General features: G+C 69.3%; 13 protein-coding genes, 1 tRNA gene, 1 rRNA gene and 1 pseudogene. 6 read left to right on the forward strand and 10 right to left on the reverse strand.

Translation table 11 applies throughout. The annotated features are described in order from the left end of the window. Positions 1-75: 75 nt before the first annotated feature. From ASG59_RS01955 to glyA, 4 genes are all read right to left on the reverse strand, one after another. Positions 76-708, reverse strand: coding sequence for a riboflavin synthase (locus tag ASG59_RS01955; protein WP_055884569.1), 633 nt, complete (start codon positions 706-708; stop codon positions 76-78). Next, on the reverse strand, positions 690-1,835 hold the full coding sequence (gene ribD, locus ASG59_RS01960) for a bifunctional diaminohydroxyphosphoribosylaminopyrimidine deaminase/5-amino-6-(5-phosphoribosylamino)uracil reductase RibD (RefSeq protein WP_056406639.1): 1,146 nt from the start codon (positions 1,833-1,835) through the stop codon (positions 690-692). Before ribD ends, ASG59_RS01955 begins: the two co-directional genes overlap by 19 nt. Continuing rightward, positions 1,832-2,350 carry a transcriptional regulator NrdR gene (gene nrdR / locus ASG59_RS01965; protein ID WP_055884576.1) on the reverse strand — a complete coding sequence of 173 codons (519 nt, stop codon included), beginning with the start codon at positions 2,348-2,350 and terminating at the stop codon, positions 1,832-1,834. The genes ribD and nrdR overlap by 4 nt, the downstream gene beginning before the upstream one ends. Before the next feature lie 206 nt (positions 2,351-2,556). Continuing rightward, the gene (glyA, locus tag ASG59_RS01970; RefSeq protein WP_056406640.1) at positions 2,557-3,861 is read right to left on the reverse strand and encodes a serine hydroxymethyltransferase; all 1,305 of its coding nucleotides are present in this window, start codon (positions 3,859-3,861) and stop codon (positions 2,557-2,559) included. A gap of 365 nt (positions 3,862-4,226) precedes the next feature. On the opposite strand from glyA, the gene ASG59_RS01975 reads away from it, so the two are divergent. Further along, positions 4,227-4,679, forward strand: a complete 453-nt coding sequence (locus ASG59_RS01975; RefSeq protein ID WP_056406642.1) for a hypothetical protein — start codon at positions 4,227-4,229, stop codon at positions 4,677-4,679. 125 nt (positions 4,680-4,804) lie between these two features. On the opposite strand, the gene ASG59_RS01980 is transcribed toward ASG59_RS01975, so the two are convergent. Beyond that, entirely contained in the window at positions 4,805-6,100 is a 1,296-nt protein-coding gene (locus ASG59_RS01980) for a L,D-transpeptidase family protein (protein WP_056406644.1), read from the reverse strand. 268 nt (positions 6,101-6,368) lie between these two features. Between ASG59_RS01980 and ASG59_RS21375 the strand changes: the two genes are divergently transcribed. The 5 genes and pseudogenes from ASG59_RS21375 to ASG59_RS21130 all read left to right on the forward strand — a co-directional run. Then, positions 6,369-6,746: a hypothetical protein gene (locus ASG59_RS21375; protein WP_056406647.1), complete on the forward strand. Its 378-nt coding sequence runs from the start codon at positions 6,369-6,371 to the stop codon at positions 6,744-6,746. Positions 6,747-6,791: 45 nt separating this feature from the next. Continuing rightward, positions 6,792-7,802 carry a DUF1775 domain-containing protein gene (locus ASG59_RS01990; RefSeq protein ID WP_056406649.1) on the forward strand — a complete coding sequence of 337 codons (1,011 nt, stop codon included), beginning with the start codon at positions 6,792-6,794 and terminating at the stop codon, positions 7,800-7,802. A gap of 132 nt (positions 7,803-7,934) precedes the next feature. Beyond that, on the forward strand, positions 7,935-10,034 hold the full coding sequence (locus tag ASG59_RS01995) for a TonB-dependent receptor (protein WP_056406651.1): 2,100 nt from the start codon (positions 7,935-7,937) through the stop codon (positions 10,032-10,034). A gap of 313 nt (positions 10,035-10,347) precedes the next feature. After that, the gene (locus ASG59_RS02000) at positions 10,348-12,495 is read left to right on the forward strand and encodes a sodium-translocating pyrophosphatase (protein ID WP_055884598.1); all 2,148 of its coding nucleotides are present in this window, start codon (positions 10,348-10,350) and stop codon (positions 12,493-12,495) included. Positions 12,496-12,578: 83 nt separating this feature from the next. Further along, positions 12,579-12,780: pseudogene (locus ASG59_RS21130) on the forward strand (winged helix-turn-helix transcriptional regulator); the annotation flags it as partial. A 120-nt stretch (positions 12,781-12,900) separates the two neighbouring features. Here the strand turns inward: ASG59_RS21130 and ASG59_RS02005 are convergent. The 5 genes from ASG59_RS02005 to rrf form a co-directional block, all read right to left on the reverse strand. Continuing rightward, entirely contained in the window at positions 12,901-16,281 is a 3,381-nt protein-coding gene (locus ASG59_RS02005; protein WP_056406653.1) for an error-prone DNA polymerase, read from the reverse strand. Between the two features lie 38 nt (positions 16,282-16,319). Further along, positions 16,320-17,900, reverse strand: a complete 1,581-nt coding sequence (locus ASG59_RS02010) for a DNA polymerase Y family protein (RefSeq protein ID WP_056406655.1) — start codon at positions 17,898-17,900, stop codon at positions 16,320-16,322. After that, on the reverse strand, positions 17,824-18,624 hold the full coding sequence (locus ASG59_RS02015; RefSeq protein WP_244475595.1) for an ImuA protein: 801 nt from the start codon (positions 18,622-18,624) through the stop codon (positions 17,824-17,826). Before ASG59_RS02015 ends, ASG59_RS02010 begins: the two co-directional genes overlap by 77 nt. Positions 18,625-19,048: 424 nt before the next feature. After that, a tRNA-Met gene (locus tag ASG59_RS02020) sits at positions 19,049-19,125 on the reverse strand. A gap of 48 nt (positions 19,126-19,173) precedes the next feature. Beyond that, positions 19,174-19,289, reverse strand: a 5S ribosomal RNA gene (rrf, locus tag ASG59_RS02025). Positions 19,290-19,338 lie beyond the last annotated feature (49 nt).

Consider the following 19,338-nt stretch of genomic DNA (forward strand, 5'->3'; position numbering starts at 1 on the left):
CGCGGGTGTGGTCGATCCTCGGCCTTCGCACTGTGCGGGACGCGTCGGCGCGCCCTGCCCTCACGATGCGCCGGTCTATGCCCGGCTCTCGCTCAGGCGGGCGGCGTAACGGGCGATGAGGTCGACCTCGAGGTTGAGGTGGTCGCCGGCCCGGCGCTCGCCCCAGGTCGTCACCGCCAGGGTGTGCGGGATCAAGAGGACCGAGAAGACGTCGTCCTCGACCGCGTTCACCGTGAGCGACGTCCCGTCGAGGCAGATCGAGCCCTTCTCGGCGATGAACCGCGCCAGCGCGGCCGGCGCCTTGATCCTGAAACGGTCGCTGGGTGCCCATTGCGGATCGCCGCTTCCGCCCGTGACCGCCTCGCGCGCCACGATCAGCCCGAGGCCGTCGACATGGCCGGTGACGAGGTGGCCGCCGAGCTCGTCGCCGATCTTCAGCGAGCGTTCGAGGTTGATGCGCGTTCCGACCCGCCAGGCCCCGACGCTGGTACGCGCCAGGGTCTCGGCGGCCGCGTCCACGCTGAAGCGGCAGCCGCCCGCCACCGGCTCGACCGCCACCGCCGTGAGGCAGGGACCGGAGCAGGCGATGGAAGCCCCGAGGGCGATGGTGGCCGGATCGTAGGCGGATTGGATCGTCAGCCGCCTGAGCCGGTCGTCGCCGGAGACGGCGACGACGGTTCCGACATCGCTCACGAGACCGGTGAACATGGCACGCTCCGCTCATAGGTGACCGCCCTGTCGGCCCCGAGATCGCGGGCCTCGACCTGGCGCAACTGGCCGCTCGACAGGCGGCCTTCGAGATGGGGGCCGATCGCCTTGAGGCCGCCGCCCTCCCCGAGCCGGCCTTCGCCGGTGACGAGGGTGCAGACGTCGACGAGATCGGCCTCGGCCAGGGCATCGGCCAGGTGCGGCCCGCCCTCGCTGCAGATGCGGGACAATCCATAGTCCGAAAGGCACGCCAGCGCGGCCGGCAGATCGATCCGGCCGGTGGCGTCGGCATCCACGGACAGGATTTCGACCCCCGTGGCAGCCAGCATCCGGCGGGCGTGCGCCGGGGCGCCGCGGGTGGTGAGGACCAGGGTCGGGATATCGCGGGCGCTGCGCACCAGATGGGTCGAGGGCAGGATGCGCAGGGTCGAATCGAGCACCACCCGCACTGGCGAGCGCCCCGACAGGCCCGGCAGGCGCACGGTGAGGGACGGATCGTCGGCCCGCACGGTTCCGATGCCGACCATGATCGCGTCGGCATGGGCCCGCCAGAGGTGGACCGCGCCGTTGGCGACGGGGCCGGTGATCCGCAGCCGACCGTCCGGACCGCCCGCCGCGAACCCGTCGCTGGTGGCGGCGAGCTTCAGGTGGACGCAGGGACGCCCGAGGGTGATGCGGCTGACATGCCCCAGGTGGGCGCGCATCGCCTCCTCGCGCAGGACGCCCATGGTCAGGGCGATGCCGGCGGCCGCCAGCCGGGCGTGCCCGCTTCCGGCCACCCGGGGGTCGGGATCCTCCATCGCCGTCACGACGCGGGCGATGCCGGCGCTCAGGATCGAATCGGTGCAGGGCGGGGTGCGGCCGTGGTGGGAGCACGGCTCCAGCGTCACGTAGAGGGTGGCGCCGCGCGCGGCCTCGCCGGCCATGGCCACGGCGAGCGGTTCCCCGTGCGGACGCCCGCCGGGCGCGGTGACACCCTGCCCGACGATGCGCTCGGCCCCGGGGGGACCAGCCACCACCACCGCACCGACGGAGGGGTTGGGCCATGTCCGGCCGAGGTTGCGCTCGCCCAGGGCCAGGGCGAGGCGCATGAAGCGGCGGTCGGCGTCGCCGGCGGTCTCCGTCATGGGCGCGCCCGCGCGGGTCGCCCGGTCGTGGCCGGGGCGGCGTCCTCGTCCGAAGCCTCGGCGGCACCGGTGCCGAGGGTGCCGAGCAAAGCCTTGAAGTCGCTGGCTTCGCGAAAGTTCTTGTAGACGGATGCGAAGCGCACGTAGGCGACGTCGTCGAGGCCCTTCAGCCCCTCCATCACCAGCTCGCCGATGGCCTCGCTGGCGATCTCGCCCTCCCCGCCGCTCTCGAGCTGGCGGGTGATGCCGCTCACCAGCCGCTCGACCCGCTCAGGGTCCACCGCCCGCTTGCGCAGGGCGACGCCGATGGAGCGTTGCAGCTTGTCGCGGTCGAACGGCACCCGCTTGCCCGAGCGCTTGAGCACCATCAGCTCGCGCAGCTGCACCCGCTCGAACGTCGTGAAGCGGCCGGCGCAATCAGGGCAGACGCGCCGGCGCCGGATCGCGGCGGCGTCGTCGCTGGGCCGCGAATCCTTCACCTGGGTGTCGGGACCGCCGCAATAGGGGCATCGCATCGCGCGGTTGGACCTGTCTTGGCCGGACCGAACCCGGCGGACGGGAGGGATCGCGGTCGGCGGGGCGGGCCGTCCCGTCGAACGGGAAACGGCCACGGACCCGAGGAGGTCCGTGGCCGATGGCATAGCGGGTCGCGGCCCGCGGGTTAAGGGCTTCCACGGGCACACCTGCGCCCGTGGCAACCCTCCGCCGATGGTAGGGCGGGTCAGCCGTAGATCGGGAACCGGTCGGTGAGCGCGTGGACCTTGGCCTTCACGCTCGCCTCGACCTCGGCGTCGCCGCCCTCGCCCTTGGCCACGAGACCGTCGAGCACCTCGATGATGAGGCTGCCGATCTGCTTGAACTCGGCGACGCCGAAGCCGCGCGAGGTGCCGGCAGGGGTGCCGAGGCGGATGCCCGAGGTCACCGTGGGCTTGGCCGGATCGAACGGAACGCCGTTCTTGTTGCAGGTGATGTGGGCGCGGCTCAGCGCGGCTTCCGCCGCCTTGCCGGTGAGGCCCTTCTTCTGCAGGTCCACCAGCATCAGGTGGTTGTCGGTACCGCCCGAGGTGATGTCGTAGCCGCCGGTCATCAGGGTGTCGGCGAGCGCCTTGGCGTTCTCGATGACCTGACGGGCGTAGATCTTGAACTCGGGCTTCAGGGCCTCGCCGAAGGCGACGGCCTTGCCGGCGATGACGTGCATGAGCGGACCGCCCTGCAGGCCGGGGAAGATCGCCGAGTTGAACTTCTTGGCGAGCGCCTCGTCGTTGGTCAGGATCATGCCGCCGCGCGGGCCGCGCAGGGTCTTGTGGGTGGTGGTGGTGGCGACATGCGCGTGCGGGAACGGCGACGGGTGCACGCCGGCGGCGACGAGGCCGGCGAAGTGGGCCATGTCCACCATGAAGTAGGCGCCGACCGCATCGGCGATCTCACGGAACTTGGCGAAGTCCCACTGGCGGGGGTAGCCCGAGCCGCCGGCAATGATGATCTTGGGCTTGTGCTCGTGAGCCAGCGCCTCGACCTGCTCCATGTCGATGCGCTGGTCGTCGCGGCGCACGGTGTAATGCACCGGCTTGAACCACTTGCCCGACACGTTCGGGGCCGCGCCGTGGGTGAGGTGACCGCCGGCGGCGAGATCGAGGCCGAGGAAGGTGTCGCCCGGCTGCATCAGCGCCAGGAACACACCCTGGTTGGCCTGCGAACCGGAGTTCGGCTGGACGTTGGCGAAGCCGCAATCGAACAGGCGCTTGGCGCGGTCGATGGCCAGATCTTCGGCGATGTCGACGAACTGACAGCCGCCGTAGTAGCGACGGCCCGGGTAGCCCTCGGCGTACTTGTTGGTGAGGACCGAACCCTGCGCTTCGAGAACGGCGCGCGAGACGATGTTCTCGGAGGCGATCAGCTCGATCTCGTGCTGCTGCCGTCCGAGTTCCTGCGAGACGGCGCTGGCGATCTCCGGATCGACGTCGGCGAGCGACGCGCTGAAGAACGAGTTCGAGAAGTGCTTGTCGGAAATCGTACCGGCGCTCATGGATAGCCTCGATTTTTTGAACGGGCGAAGGCGTCCGTCTTCCGCTGGCGTTCGGGCGGTCGGACACACGATGGGCATTTTATTACACGGGCAGCGGGATGAGGCCAAGCTCAGCTAATTTGGCGTGACGTTCCAAAAAAATTTGAATGTCCGCCTTCGTTCCCCGGCCTCCTACGCGGGTGTGCCTCGCGCATTCCTCTGATCTGCCTCTCAAAGTCTCCTTGACAGGACCCGAACAAATCACGAACACATCTCTTGGTTGTGCGTCCGGGCAAGGCCAGTTCGCGTCTGGCCTCGCTTCGATGTCGCAGAGGTTCGTTGTCGCGGCTCTCGTCGCCGAGGCAGCACATACGAAGGCAAAGCATATGTCCCTGTCAGCATTCGTTCTCAGCGCGCGTTCCCTCGAAACGATCGGCGCGTGGCAAGCCGCGATCGATGCGCTCGGTTTCAAGCTTACCCTCACAGTCGAGGCGGACCAACGGATCGACGCCCTGTCCGGCCATCTGCCAGCGGTCTGGGAAGGGCATGAGGCGGGCTTCGAATGCGAGCTTGGTGACGCCGGTGCGGTCGAGAACTTCCTGGACGATTGCGACGAAGCCCAGCCCCGCGGACCTTGGTCCCAGATCCTGGAAATCTATTACGTGGGGATCGCCAATATCGCCGGGGTCGCGATCGCAGGCGCGGTCTATGCTCACGCGACCGGCGGGGTCTTCTGGAACGGTGAGGATGGCGAGCGGGTCGATGCCGAACGCGCCATTGCATACGCTCGGAAGACCGAGACCGACATCCGTGACATGCTCGAGGGGCGGCAGGTTTGAGCGCAGCCGCTTGATGGAAGCTGCGCAAGGCATCGCCGCACGCGAAGAAGACCCGCCGGACGCGAAAACGGCGAGCGCTGGTGCGCTCGCCGTCGATCATCGGTCCTGACGTCAGGGCCGGCCGTTCAGTTCTCTTCGTCGCCCGGCTCGAAGGTCTGAACCTGTTCGGCGCTCGCCACCGGGGTCGGGGCGGACAGCGTCGAGGGCACGTTGACGCCGTCGCGCTTGTAGATGTCGTCGCGGAACTGAACGAGGCCGTCCGGGGTCGACCAGGCGGTGATGTAGGTCCAGTAGACCGGCACCGGCTGCGTCATCCGGGCGTCGATGCGCTTGCCGCTCTCGATGGCCTGCTCGACCTGGTCGCGGCCCCAGCCGGGCGTGTCCTTGAGCAGCCACGTGATGTACTCGCGCACGTTCTGCACGCGCACACAGCCCGAGGAGATGAAGCGGAAGTCGTCGCCGTACACGCCCTTGGAGTTGGTGTCGTGCATGAACACCCCGTGCGGGTTCGGGATGTTGATGCGCACGATGCCCATCGAGTTGAAGTCGGCGCCCGAATCCTGGCGGTAGCGGTAGCGGGTGCCCTCGTCCGAGTTCCAGTTCACCGAGGCCGGCGAGATCTCGGTCTCTCCGGTGAAGATGCGGATCTTGTTCTCGGTGAGGTAGTTCGGATCCTTCTGCATCTTGGGGATGAGGTCCTTCTTCACGATGGAAGCGGGGACCGTCCAGGTCGGGTTGAAATTGATCTCCACCGCCTTGGCGTTCATGATCGGCGACTGCCGGTCGATCTTGCCGACACCGGCGGCATGGAGCGTCACGACCTGGCCGTTCTCGACCGTCTGCACCAGGGCGGCCGGGATGTTGGTGATGACGAAGCGGTTGCCGAGGTTGCCCGAGTAGGAGCGCAGCCGCACCACGTTCACCTCGAGCTGGCGCAGGCGGATGTCCGCGGGGACGTTCATGGCCTGCTGGGTCGCCATGCTCATGGCACCGGTCTGGCTGAGACCGTGGCGCGCCTGGAACCGCTTCACGCCGGCCGCGACGTAGGAATCGTAGGTGTTCGAGCCGCCCTGGCCCTGGTCGAGGTCTCCGCTCACCGCGAGGCGCTGGCGAAGCGTGCCCACGGCCGGACCGCGCGATCCGATGCGCAGGCGGTCGGCGCCGGTCACCGGCCGCCATCCGCCGCGGGCGACGATCTCCCGGTATTTCTCCACCATCTGCTCGGTGGAGGCGATGGTCTGGGGCGACAGGATCGGGGTCAGCGACCGCTGGACCTGGAGCCCGGCCGGGGCGGCGTAGTCCTGGGCCCATTCGGCCTGGGAAAAGCCGGCCGGTTCGCGCGCCACGGCCGCCTGCCCAAGGGCGACAGTGCCGAGCAGCGCGACGGCGAGGGAGCGGAGGGGAAGGGCCTGTTTGCGCATCGGGCTCAGCTCTTGGATCCGGTGGTGGGGCGTTCGACCGGAAGGCCGCCGCGCCGAGCGCGATCGGGACTTTCGGATGTCGTGCCGCGAAACTGTCGTGCCGGGACACTGTCCCGGCACGGTTAAGAAGCCATGGCGACCGGGCCACAATGTGGCGCGGGCCACGCCCCGTGCGTGCATCCGCGCACCTGCGGCGCATCGGCAACATCCGGAGTTCGTCGATGCGCGGCCCTGGCGAGGCGGCGCGACGTGTCGTAAGGGGCGTTCCATGGTCCCCTCGATCGTCAAGCGGAGCGTCTGGCGCCCGATCACCGCGGTGATCGTGCTCTACGCGTTCGTGCTGCAGGGCATGCTCGGTGGCATGCTGCCCTTGAGCATGATCGACCATGCCGGCGTCCTCTGCGCCGAGGGTTTGGCTGCGGCCGGCGATGACGAGGGGCCGGTCAAGGTTCCGGCCCACCACGCGGCGTCCTGCTGCATCGCCGCCTTCGCCGCCACCGATGCCGGCGGCCCCCTCCCCGCCATGGCAATGCCGGCCTGGCCGCCGCGTACGGCCTCGCCGGTCGTCCCGCGCCCCGAGACCCCCGCCGCAGCCCGCGCGCCGCCGGGATCGACCGTCTCCGCCCGAGGCCCTCCCACCGTCTGAGCCGATCGTCCGTCTTCGATCCCCTCAGATAGCAGGACCGCCGCCATGCACCGGATTCCCCGGGCCGAGCTCTACGCCGCCCTCCTCGTCACCGCCTCGACCACCGCCGCCTTCGCCCACGTCACCCTGGAGCGCCGCGAGGCGACCCCGAACGCGAGCTATCGCGCCGTGGTCCAGGTCAACCACGGCTGTTCCGGCAAGCCGACCAATCGCGTCAGCGTCACCGTTCCCGAGGGCGTCATCGGCGCCCGGCCGATGCCCAAGCCCGGCTGGGAGCTGACGACCGAGAAGGGCCCCTACGCCCGGGCATACCCATACTACCACGGCGACGTCGGCGAGGGCGTGAAGACCATCACCTGGAGCGGCGGCAGCTTGCCCGACGACCAGGTCGACGAGTTCACCTTCCTCGCCCGGGTGACCGACACCTTCGCGCCCGGCAGCACCGTGTATTTCCCGGTGCAGCAGGATTGCACGCAGGGCAGCCACAGCTGGAGCGAGATCCCGGCTCCCGGCCAGGAGGCACGGTCGCTGAAGGCGCCGGCTCCCGGCGTGACGATCGTGGCGGCGGGACCCCAGCCCGCGACCACCGGGGCGACGCCGGCCGTCGTCAAGGCCGGCGACCTCGCCATCGAGACGCCGTGGATGCGGGCGACCCCCGCCGGAGCGAAGGTGGCCGGCGGCTACGTCCGCATCACCAACACCGGCAAGGAGTCGGATCGGCTGACCGGGGCGGCGATCCCTCTGGCCGGCAGCGCCTCGGTCCATTCCATGTCGATGGACGGCGGCGTCATGCGGATGGCGGTGGTCGAGGGCGGCCTCACGATCGCCCCCGGCGCCACGGTCGAGCTCAAGCCGGGCGGCTACCACCTCATGTTCGAGGACTTGAAGGGCACGCCCAAGGCCGGCGAGGCGATCGCAGGCAGCCTGATCTTCGCCCGCGCCGGAACGGTGGCGGTGACCTTCGCGGTGGCCCCGATCGGCGCCAAAGGGCCGGACGGCAAGGGACCGGACGGCAAGGCGACGGGGTCCAAGCCCTCCGGCCATCACGATCACTGACGCCTGACCGCCGGTTCCGCGTCAGGCGATCCGGCGGCATCCGGCCCTTTTTCCCGTTCCATTCGATGGGAGGCCAGCCCCTTCGCGACGTCCGTCGCGAATCGCGAGGTGGCCTGCCCGGAGCCCTGTCCGATGTCCTCGCCCACCACCCGCGGCGGCGCCCTGGCGCTCGTCCTGTTGTCCACCACGGCCGTTCTCGCCCAGCAGGCGGATGCCACCCTGTCCGAACTCACGGTGCAAGGGGCGGTGACGGCCGGCTCCGTCACGGTCCCGAGCGTCGCCGAGCAACGGGCGGCGGTGAACGCCACCGTCGGCTCCGTCGCCTTCGTCGATGCGGCGGATTTCCAGAACCGCTACGCCAACACCCTGCGCGACGTCCTCAAGGATACCCCCGGCGTGTTCGTGCAGGAGCGCTACGGCCAGGAGATGCGCCTGTCGGTGCGCGGCTCCGGCATCGCGCGCGGCTTCCACCTGCGCGGGCTCGAACTGCTGCAGGACGGCATCCCGCTCAACCTCGCAGACGGCAGCGGCGACTTCTACCAGATCGATCCGCTCGCCCTGCGCTCGGTGGAGGTCTACAAGGGCGGCAATGCCCTGACCTTCGGTGCCACGACGCTCGGCGGCGCCATCAATTTCGTCACCCCCACCGCCTACACGGCGCTCAGCCCCAACATCCTGCGGATCGACGGCGGCAGCTTCGGCACCATCCGCGAGAATTCTCAGTTTTCGCGCATTTCCGGGCCTGCGGATTTCCTGATCAACGGCACGCTCACCAATTCCGACGGCTACCGCGACCACGAGACCCAGCGCACGCAGAACTTCAACGCCAACCTCGGCTACCGCCTGGCCCCCGGCGTCGAGACGCGGTTCTACGTCGGCGTCTATCTCACCGACCAGAAGCTGCCCGGCACGCTGTCCCTGTTCAACGCCCTGAACAACCCGACACTGGCCAACCCCAACGCGATCACCGGCAACCAATCGCGAAAAGTCGAGACCGAGCGGATCGCCAACCGGACCTCGTTCGTTCTCGACGTGGGCAAGCTCGATATCGACACCTGGGCGATCCACAAGTCGCTCTATCACCCCATCTTCCAGGTGATCGACCAGGACGGCTGGACCTACGGCGTCGCACCGCGCTGGGCCGGGACCTTCGACGTGGGCGGCTACCGCAACGACACCATCCTCGGGCTTCGCGCCTCGGCCGGCATCAACTCGGCGCTGCAATTCGCCAACAGGGCCGGCCAGCGCAACGGCCAGACCCTGAGCGCCCTCCAGAGCGCCTCGAACTACGAGGCCTATGGCGAGAACCGGTTCTGGTTCCTGCCCGACGTGGCGCTGATGACCGGGGCCAAGGCGTTCTCGTCCAACCGGACCTACAGCAACAAGGGCGGTTTTTCCGCCAACCCGAACGTCCAGTTCGGCAACCGCACCTACGAGGGCATCAACCCCAAGATCGGACTCCTCTGGCAGCCCCTGCCCGACATCCAGGTGTTCGGCGACATCACCCGGTCGCGCGACGTGCCGGACTTCTCGGATCTCGCCCAGACGAACACCCTGCGCACCACCTTCGTGCCGCTGGAGGCGCAGCGCGCCTGGACCGTCGAGGCCGGAACCCGCGGGCGCATCGACCGGCTCGCCTGGGACGTGACGCTGTACCGGTCGGAGATCCGCGACGAACTCATCAACTTCTCGATCAACCCGGGCCTCAATATCCCGGCGGCGACCTTCAACGCGCCCCGCACCCTGCACCAGGGCGTGGAGGCGGCGGTCTCCCTCGACCTCGCGCGCGACCTCACCGGCATCTGCGACACCCTGAGCGTGTCGCAGGTCTGGACGCACAACGACTTCCGCTTCGTGAACGACCCGCTGTTCGGCGACAACCGCATCGCCGGCATCTCTCGGGACGTCCTGCGCACGGTGCTCACCTACACCCATCCGAGCGGGTTCTATCTCTCGCCGTCCCTCGACTGGGTGCCGCAAGGCGCGTTCGCCGACCACGCCAACACCCTGCAGGTGCCGGGCTATGCCCTGTTCAACGTCCAGACCGGAATCGACTTCAAGAGCGGCGTCTCGCTGTTCCTCGACGCGCGCAACCTCACGGACGAGCGCTATGTCTCCGACGTCTCGGTGGTGACCAACGCCCGGTCGGCGCCGGGCGGCGCGGCCGGCCTGGCGGCCTTCTATCCCGGCAGCGGCCGCAGCGTCTTCGGGGGCATCAGGGCGTCGTTCTGAGCCCGTCCCGACCCGCCTCGGCGGCGCGGCGATGGTGCGTCACGGCATGAACCACGGCAGCGCACAAATATCCGTTGTTGGCGATTGCAGTCATCGTTTGCGCTGAGGCCGGAAGTTTGGCACTCAAGACGCGCAATTCCGGGGAGGAATGCGAAATCCGAGCGCTAGAACGGCCACGGACACTGTTGCTTCGTCTCGCGACGCCACCCATCCCGTTGCGGGCGATGGGCCGAAGCACCGTTGGCCGTCGGTCCTCACCCGTCGCGCCGGGCCGCGCGCGGGGATCGTCGGAACAGCCACCAAGGACGGTAGAATGACCGCATTGCTGCTGATCATCGGAGGCGGGCTGTGCGCCGTCGCCTACGGCATCCTCACGATCAACGCGCTGATGAAGCGCGACGCCGGCACCCACCGCATGCAGGAGATCGCCGGCGCCATCGCCGAGGGGGCACAGGCCTATCTGCGCCGCCAGTACGCCACCATCGCCATCGTCGGGGCCGTGCTGTTCGTGGCGCTGGCCTGGTTCCTCGGCATCAAGGTCGCCATCGGCTTCCTGATCGGCGCGGTGCTGTCTGGGGCGGCCGGCTTCATCGGCATGAACGTCTCGGTGCGCGCCAACGTCCGCACCGCGCAGGCCGCATCGACTTCGCTGGGCGCAGGTCTCGACGTCGCCTTCAAGTCCGGCGCCGTCACCGGCATGTTCGTGGCCGGCCTCGCGCTCCTCGGGGTGGCGCTCTACTACGGCTATCTCACCCGCATCGCCGGCCTGCCGCCGGGCAGCCGCGAGGTCATCGACGCCCTGGTGGCCTTAGGCTTCGGCGCCTCGCTGATCTCGATCTTCGCGCGGCTCGGCGGCGGCATCTTCACGAAGGGTGCCGATGTCGGCGGCGACCTCGTCGGCAAGGTCGAGGCTGGGATTCCCGAGGACGATCCGCGCAACCCCGCCACCATCGCCGACAACGTCGGCGACAACGTCGGCGATTGTGCCGGCATGGCCGCCGACCTGTTCGAGACCTACGCGGTGACCGTGGTCGCCACCATGGTGCTGGCCGCGATCTTCTTCGCCGGCCAGACCGATGTCGCCGGCCGCAACGTCCTCGAGACGATGCTGCTCTATCCGCTCGCCATCGGCTCGGCCTGCATCCTCACCTCCATCGCCGGCACCTACGCCGTCCGGCTCGGGGCCAACCAATCGATCATGGGCGCCCTCTACAAGGGCCTCGTCACCGCCGGCGCCCTCTCGATCGTGGCGATCGCGCTCGTCAACCTCGCCCTGTTCGGCAGCTTCTCGACGACCTTCACCACCAACGCCGGTGTCAGCTTCACCTCCGGCGGCCTCTTGGGCTGCGCCGTCATCGGCCTGGTGATCACGGCGCTGATCGTGGTCATCACCGAGTACTACACCGGCACGAACTTCCGGCCGGTGAAGTCCATCGCCGACGCGTCGGTCACCGGCCACGGCACCAACGTGATCCAGGGCCTGGCGATCTCGCTGGAATCGACGGCGTTGCCGGCCATCGTCATCGTGGCGGGCATCATCGCGACCTACTCCCTGGCGGGCCTGTTCGGCATCGCCATCGCGGTGACCGCGATGCTGGCGCTGGCCGGCTTCATCGTGGCGCTCGACGCCTTCGGTCCGGTCACCGACAACGCCGGCGGCATCGCCGAGATGGCCGGCCTGCCCCCGGAGGTGCGCAAGTCCACCGATGCGCTGGACGCCGTCGGCAACACCACCAAGGCGGTGACCAAGGGCTACGCCATCGGCTCGGCGGGCCTCGGCGCCCTGGTGCTGTTCGCCGCCTACACCAGCGACCTCAACTACTTCATCGCCAACGCCAGCCCGACGCAGTACCGGTTCTTCCAGGGCGTCAGCGTCGATTTCACCCTGATGAACCCCTACGTGGTGGTCGGCCTGCTGCTCGGCGGACTCATCCCGTTCCTGTTCGGCGGCATGGCGATGACCGCGGTGGGACGTGCCGCGGGTGCGGTGGTGGAGGAGGTCCGTCGCCAGTTCCGCGAAAAGCCCGGCATCATGGCGGGCACCGACCGGCCCGACTACGGCCGGGCCGTGGACATGCTCACCAAGGCGGCGATCAAGGAGATGATCCTGCCGTCCCTGCTGCCGGTGCTGTCGCCCATCGTCCTGTTCTTCGTGATCCAGGCCATCGCGGGCAAGTCCCAGGCCTTCGCCACGGTGGGCGCGATGCTGATGGGCGTCATCATCACCGGGCTCTACGTCGCCATCTCGATGACGTCGGGAGGCGGCGCCTGGGACAACGCCAAGAAGTACATCGAGGACGGCCACCACGGCGGCAAGGGCTCGGAGGCCCACAAGGCCGCCGTGACCGGCGACACCGTCGGCGACCCCTACAAGGACACGGCGGGCCCCGCCGTGAACCCGGCGATCAAGATCACCAACATCATCGCCCTGCTGCTGCTGGCGGTGCTGGCACACCTGTAGGACGAGAGCGGAACCAAGGACCCGCCTTCAGGCCCCAAAGTTCCGCACCTCATGAACTTGGAATAAAAAGGGGCGCCCCTGCCATGGGGGCGCCCCTCACATGTCGAAATGTGCGGTTGCGGTTTTCCGCACCGGAGCGGCGCGTCGAGGGCGTGAACCGGGAGAAGGCGATCCGGCAGCGCGAGGAGCTGGAGAAGGACGGCATCGTCACCAGGACGGTTTACCCGGAGGTGCCCGAGGTTGGAGTATGCGCTGAGCGAGATCGGCATTGCCTTGGGGCCCTCTCGCGCAGGTCGGCGTTGCCGCGCGGCGCGCAGTCAGTCGTGCGAGCCGAGTTCCGAGCGACGTCGACATCCTCAGTGCGAAGCAAGCGAGCGGCTTTCCTGCGCGGGGAGGCGCGCCGCCTCAATGGAAATCCCGGCTGCGGTAGATCCGCCGGTCGGGCGGTGCCGAGACATCCGTGGTTTCCGGCGGGAGCTTGAGGCCGCCCTCGCGCAGCGAACGCAGCTCGGGCGTCAGATCGCGGAATTTCTCCGCGAGGAGATGGACCACGGCGCCGGCCCGCTGGATGCGGCCACGCACCGCCAGGAACTGCGCGCTCATCGCGATGCGCCGGTTCGCCTCGAACACCTCGCGCCAGACGATGACGTTGGCGATGCCGGTCTCGTCCTCGAGGGTCAGGAACACCACGCCCCTGGCGGTGCCGGGGCGCTGGCGGGTGAGGACGAGGCCGGCGACGGTGACGCGGGTACCTTGCGTCAGCGCCGGGTCGTGGTGGGCCGAGGCCGGGATCGCGCCGATCCGGGCCAGGCGTTCGCGGAAGAACGCGACCGGGTGGCCCTTCAGCGAGAGCCCGGTGGAGACGTAGTCCTCGGCCACATGCTCCGAGGGGGCCATGCCCGGCAGGTCGGTCGCCGGCTCGCCCCGGAACAGGCCGTCGTCGGCATGGAAGGCGAACAGCGGCAGCGGCGCCTCCAACCGATGCGCCCGCCGGTCGGGCGGTGCCGCCTGTGCGGCCGCCCGTCGGCCCGAGGCCCCGTCGAGGGCGCGGGCCGCCCACAGGGCCGCGCGGCGATCGAGATCGAGGGAGCGGAAGGCGTCGGCCTCGGCCAGGCGCTCCAGGGCGTTGCGCGGCAGCGCCAGGGCCGCCTGGAGTCCTTCGATACTGGCGTAGCCGTTGCCGCGCAGGGCCACCAGCCGGCGCATGGCGGCCTCGGGCACTCCGCTCACCTGGCGCAGGCCGATGCGTACGGCAAAGCGCCGTTCGCCGTCCGGCCTCGTATCGGAGGACGGCTCCAGGGTGCAGTCCCAGTCGCTGGCGTTCACGTCCGGCCCGCGCACCTCGACGCCGTGCGCCCGCGCGTCCCGCACCAGCTGCGCCGGCCGGTAGAAGCCCATCGGCTGCGCGTTCAGGATCGCGGCCAGGAAGACGTCCGGATAATGGCATTTGAGCCAGGCCGAGGCGTAGACGAGGAGCGCGAAGCTGGCCGCGTGGCTCTCGGGAAAGCCGTAGGTGGAGAACCCCTGGATCTGGTTGAAGCAGCGCTCGGCGAAATCGAGGGGATAGCCGCGCCGGGTCATCCCGCCCACGAACTTGTCGCGGAACCCCTTGATGGTGCCCACATGCTTGAACGTGGCCATGGCCCTGCGCAGGCCGTCGGCCTCGGCGGGCGTGAAGCCGGCCGCCGTGATGGCGATCTGCATGGCGTGCTCCTGGAACAGGGGCACGCCGAAGGTCTTGCTGAGCACCTCCTTCAATTCGTCCGCCGGCCCGTGCTCGGGCGACGGCGAGGGATAGACCACCGGCTCCTGCCCCGAGCGCCGCCGCAGGTAGGGGTGGACCATGTCGCCCTGGATCGGGCCGGGGCGCACGATCGCCACCTGTACGACGAGGTCGTAGAACTCCTTCGGCTTCAGACGCGGCAGCATGGACATCTGCGCCCGGCTCTCGACCTGGAACACGCCGACGGAATCGGCCTTCGCGAGCATCGCATAGACCTGGGCGGCGCCCTTGCCGTCGGCGGGCGCGTGGGAATCCTGGGGGATGTCGGCGATGGTGGGATAATCGCGCCCGTAGTTCTCGCGCAGGAGATCGAGCCCGCGCCGGATGCAGCTCAGCATCCCGAGCGCCAGCACGTCGACCTTCATGAGGCCGAGGACGTCGATGTCGTCCTTGTCCCATTCGATGAAGGTGCGATCCGGCATGGCGCCGTTGCCGATCGGCACGGTCTCGTCGAGGCGTCCGCGGGTGAGCACGAACCCGCCCACATGCTGGGACAGGTGGCGCGGAAACCCGATCAGCGCCACGGCGAGGTCCACGGCCTGGCGGATCGCCGGGTTGTTCGGATCGAGCCCGGCCTGGGCGATATGCGGATCGGGCAAGCCGTCGCCCCACGAGCCCCAGACCGTGCCGGCCATCAGCCCGGTGATGTCGGGCGTGAGGCCCAGGACCTTGCCGACCTCGTGGATGGCGCTGCGCGGCCGGTAGTGGATCACCGTGGCGCAGATCGCGGCGCGGTGGCGGCCATAGCGGCCGTAGAGGTACTGGATCACCTCCTCACGGCGCTCATGCTCGAAATCCACGTCGATGTCGGGCGGCTCGCCGCGGTTCTCCGAGATGAAGCGGGCGAACAGCAGCCGGATCTTGGTGGGATCGACAGCGGTGATGCCGAGGCAGAAGCAGACGGCGGAATTGGCCGCCGAGCCGCGGCCCTGGCAGAGGATGCCGCGGCTCTCGGCGAAACGCACGACATCGTCGAGGGTGAGGAAGTAGCGCGCGTAATCCATCTTCTCGATCAGCGCGAGCTCGTCGGCGATGGTTTCCGCCACCGTATCGGGCACCCCATCGGGGTAGCGCCACCCCCTCGCACGCTCCCAGACCCGGTCGGCGAGGTGGCGCTGCGCGGTCTTGCCCGGCGGCACCGGTTCGTCGGGATATTCGTAACGCAGCTCCGCCAGCGAGAAATCGCACGCTTGGGCGATCTCCACGGTCCGGGCGATGGCCTCCGGGTGATCCGCGAACAGGCGCGCCATCTCCTGCGGGCCCTTGAGATGGCGCTCGCCGTTGACCTCCAGCCGGAAGCCCGCCTCCGCCAGGGTCACGCCCTCGCGGATGCAGGTGACGACGTCCTGCAGGGGCCTTCGCTCGGGCACGTGGTAGAGCGCGTCTGAGACCGCCACGAGGGGCGCGCCGAGCCGCTGGCCGAGCTCCGCCAGCAGCCCGAGCCGGCGCCGCTCGTCGCCGCGGAGTCGGTGACTGCCGGCGAGGTAGGTGCGCCCCGGGGCGGCGGCCGCCAGTTCGCGCAGGTTTGCGACGAACCCGTCCGAAGGCCCCGCCGCCGCCGCCGGCATCGCGATGAGGATCTGGCCCTCGGCCGCCGCCAGCAGTCCGTCGAGCCCGAAGCGGCAGTCTCCCTTCACGCAGCGGCGGTTGCCGTCGGTGAGCAGGCGGCAGAGCCGACCATAGGCGGCGCGGTCCATCGGATAGGCGACGACCGCAAAACCGCATTCCGTCACGAGACGGACGCCGGGGATGAAGCGGATCGGGCTGCCTTCGCGCGCCAGCCGCAGCGCCTCGGCATGGGCGCGGACCACACCCGCCAGCGTGTTGCGGTCGGCGATGCCGATGGCGGCGATCCCGAGTTGTGCCGCCCGGGCGACCATCTCCTGAGGATGCGACGCGCCGTGGAGGAACGAGAAGTTGGTGGCCGCCGCCAGTTCGGCATAGGACGCCGGCAGGCGACCCAGGGCTCCCTCGTCACGACCGGACGCCTGCTCGCCTGCCATGCTCCGGTGGACCCGAGCACCGCCGTCCGTGGAACCCCTCACGCGAACAGCCCGTGGACGAACCAGCGCGCGGGTGCCGGCGGCTCGTGCGCGCCTTCACGGTAGAGCCACAGCCTGCGGCCGGCCTCGTCCTCGACGAGGTAGTAGTCGCGTGCCACCGCGGCCTCGCTCCACCATTCCGCGGCGATGCGCTCCGGCCCTTCCGCATGCGTGACGACGTGAAGGCGCGCGCGCCAGTGGAAGCGACAGGGGGCTCCGTCGCGCTCCGAGGCGAGTACGTCCTGGACCGGCTCGCTTCGGCGCAGGAGCACCAGGGGGCGGCGCGGCCGCATCGCGATCGTCTCGTCGAGAGCCTTGGCCTCGTCGGCCCATGTCAGCACGGCCTTCTCCGCTTGCCAGGGGACGGTGCGCTGGGCACGCTCGGGGATGTGGCTGCGGCGCGGCTCGAGTCGCAGCGGCCGGCGCCCGAGGCGCTGGTGCAGGGCATCGGCGAGGTGGCCGCCGACGCGTGGGACGGCGGCGCGGTCCGCGTCCCGCAACGCGGCCTGGACCGGCCTCATCGTTCCGGTTTCGGTCACCTCGAGCCGCACGGTCTCGAAGCCGAAGCCGGCGTCGAGGCCCGCCCCGAGCCGGTCGAGCCGGAGGTCGAGGAGGCGGGCGACCGCAGCGGGGCAACGCGTGGGCTCGGACAGGGCGAGGTCGAGACTGCGGTCGAGACCGTCGACGCGGGTCAGGATCAGCCGCAGGGCCCGCGCGCCGAGGTCGGCCGCCGCGAGCCGGGGCGCCAGGTCTTCGATCAGCTGCGAAGCGGTGACGACGATGTCGCTCTGGCGCCCGATCGGATCGAGGAAACCGCGTGAGGCCGAGAAGGTCGAAACGTCGCCGAGCGCGATCAGGGGCTCCGGCCGCAGGCCGAGCGCCTGATCGAGACGCATCAGCAGCGTTTTGCCGAATCGCTTGGCGAGGGGAGCACGCGGCGCTTCCATGAGCTGCCCGATTCGGCGCAGCCCCAGGCGGTGCAGGCTCTCGGCCATGGCCGGATCGACGCGAAGCGCCCGCACCGGCAGATGGCCGATCGCCGCCTGGGTCACTCCCGGGGTGACGATGCAAGGCGAGAATCCGCCGCCGTGGCGTGCCAGGGCGAAGGCGGCGCCCGGGGTGTCGGCCAATGCCAGTCGGGCCGGCAGGGCATTGGCCGCCAGACGCCGTGCGAGATCGGCCATCAGGCGGGTTTCGCCGCCCATGAGATGGCTCGCGCCCGCGATGTCGAGGAACAGGCCATCACCGCCCTCGGAAGCGCGGAAGGGCGAGACGGTGGGGGTGTATCGCTTCGCCCATAAGCATAGACGCGCCAGGGCCGCGGCGTCGGCCTCTGGATCGGACGGATGGACGACGATGCGCGGGCCGATGCGGGCACGGGCACGCGCCAGGGGCTCGCCCGGCCAGAGATCGAGGGAGGCCGCGAGGGCATCGACGGCGGTCAGGCGCAGGCCGCCGGGACCGGCGGCCGCGACGACGACCGGCGCTCCGTCCTCCAAGTCGTCACGTGAGCCGCGTGCCGCGCGTCTCAGCCGCGTGATCGGCCAGTGCTCCAGCCAGATCGAAACGATGCGCGGCATGATCCCACTCCAGGAGCCAGAAACCCGTCCGTCCGTTGCGGCAGCGGTCGAGAGAGGCGCGCCAGCGGGGGCGCACGAGGCCGCCGAAGCGGTCGCGCAAGGCCGGCGCCGCCCCGATCCGCCAGCGCGTGACCGCGACATTGGCGGATTCGGCCCCGGCCGGGCGCAGGACCAGGAGCAGCCTATCCGACCGGCCCGCAGCCAGGTGCAGGCGCCGGCTCTGGATCACCGGCAGACCGGTTTCGATGAGGCCGGCCACGGCGCGCAGTCCGCGGGCGCTCAGGCTCTCCTCCATGGCGCGATAGGCGTCGGTGTCGTTCTCGACCTCGATCAGCAGCAGCCGCCCCGGATCGAGCCCGAGATCGGAAAGGCCATCGCCGTAGGGGGCCGGATATCCGCGCCCGAGGACGAGCATCGCCTCGCCCGCCCCTCGCGCGAGATGACGGGCGACGAGCGCCAGGGCGAAGCCGAGCGCGGCTGGGCCATCGGTCGTGGACTCCGGAGCGATCTCGTGGAGCGCGCCAAGGGCAAGACCTTCGAGCGGCATGCGAGCATCGATCGCATCGATGCCCACGGGTAGAGTCGTGCGTCCGCCCTCAGGCTTCGCCCGCGCCTGGAGGAGATCGCGTAAAGTCGAAATCGCGGTCGTCCGGTCGGTAGCCGGCTCGTCCGTGCCATTCCCGAGGGGCCGCTGTGCTCTGCTCATGCTCCAGGGATGGAACAAAACAAGAACATACTCAAGCTGACAATGCCCGCTCGGCGCCTCAAGCGATGGATCGAGGAATTGGCTTGTGGAGATCGGGAAAAGGGATCGTGAGGGAGGACCTTGCCCCACCTCCTGTCGTGTCGGTCAACCGACAGGGCGCCGAGCGAATGGATCGACGCAACGACGTCATCGCGGCATTTCGTTTTTGACACACGAAAGCCGGCCCGTTTTTGGCGGGCCGGCTTTCGCGTTGTTTGGTGTGTATGGGGTATTGATTTTGGTTGCGGGGANCGCTCTTCCGATCTGCATCGTTCGTCATCTAAGGGACGACGGCGTCACGGAATGACCGCTGTTTCCGGCATTTCGTTTTTGACACACGAAAGCCGGCCCGTTTTTGGCGGGCCGGCTTTCGCGTTGTTTGGTGTGTATGGGGTATTGATTTTGGTTGCGGGGACAGGATTTGAACCTGTGACCTTCAGGTTATGAGCCTGACGAGCTACCGGGCTGCTCCACCCCGCGCCAAAGGCGTGATCGTTTTTTTATGAGGGCGTGTTTTGTTCTGTGCAGGTCTGGCGGCGACCGACTCTCCCGTGTCTTGAGACACAGTACCATGGGCGCTGGTGCGTTTAACGGCCGAGTTCGAGAAGGGATCGGGTTCTGGGCACACCGCTCAAACCACCAGACCGGCACAGGACAAAGCGTTCGGCAAGCATGGCGCGACGCTATCGCGTC

Origin of the sequence: Methylobacterium sp. Leaf466, from assembly GCF_001425565.1 — a bacterium.
Lineage (GTDB): Bacteria > Pseudomonadota > Alphaproteobacteria > Rhizobiales > Beijerinckiaceae > Methylobacterium.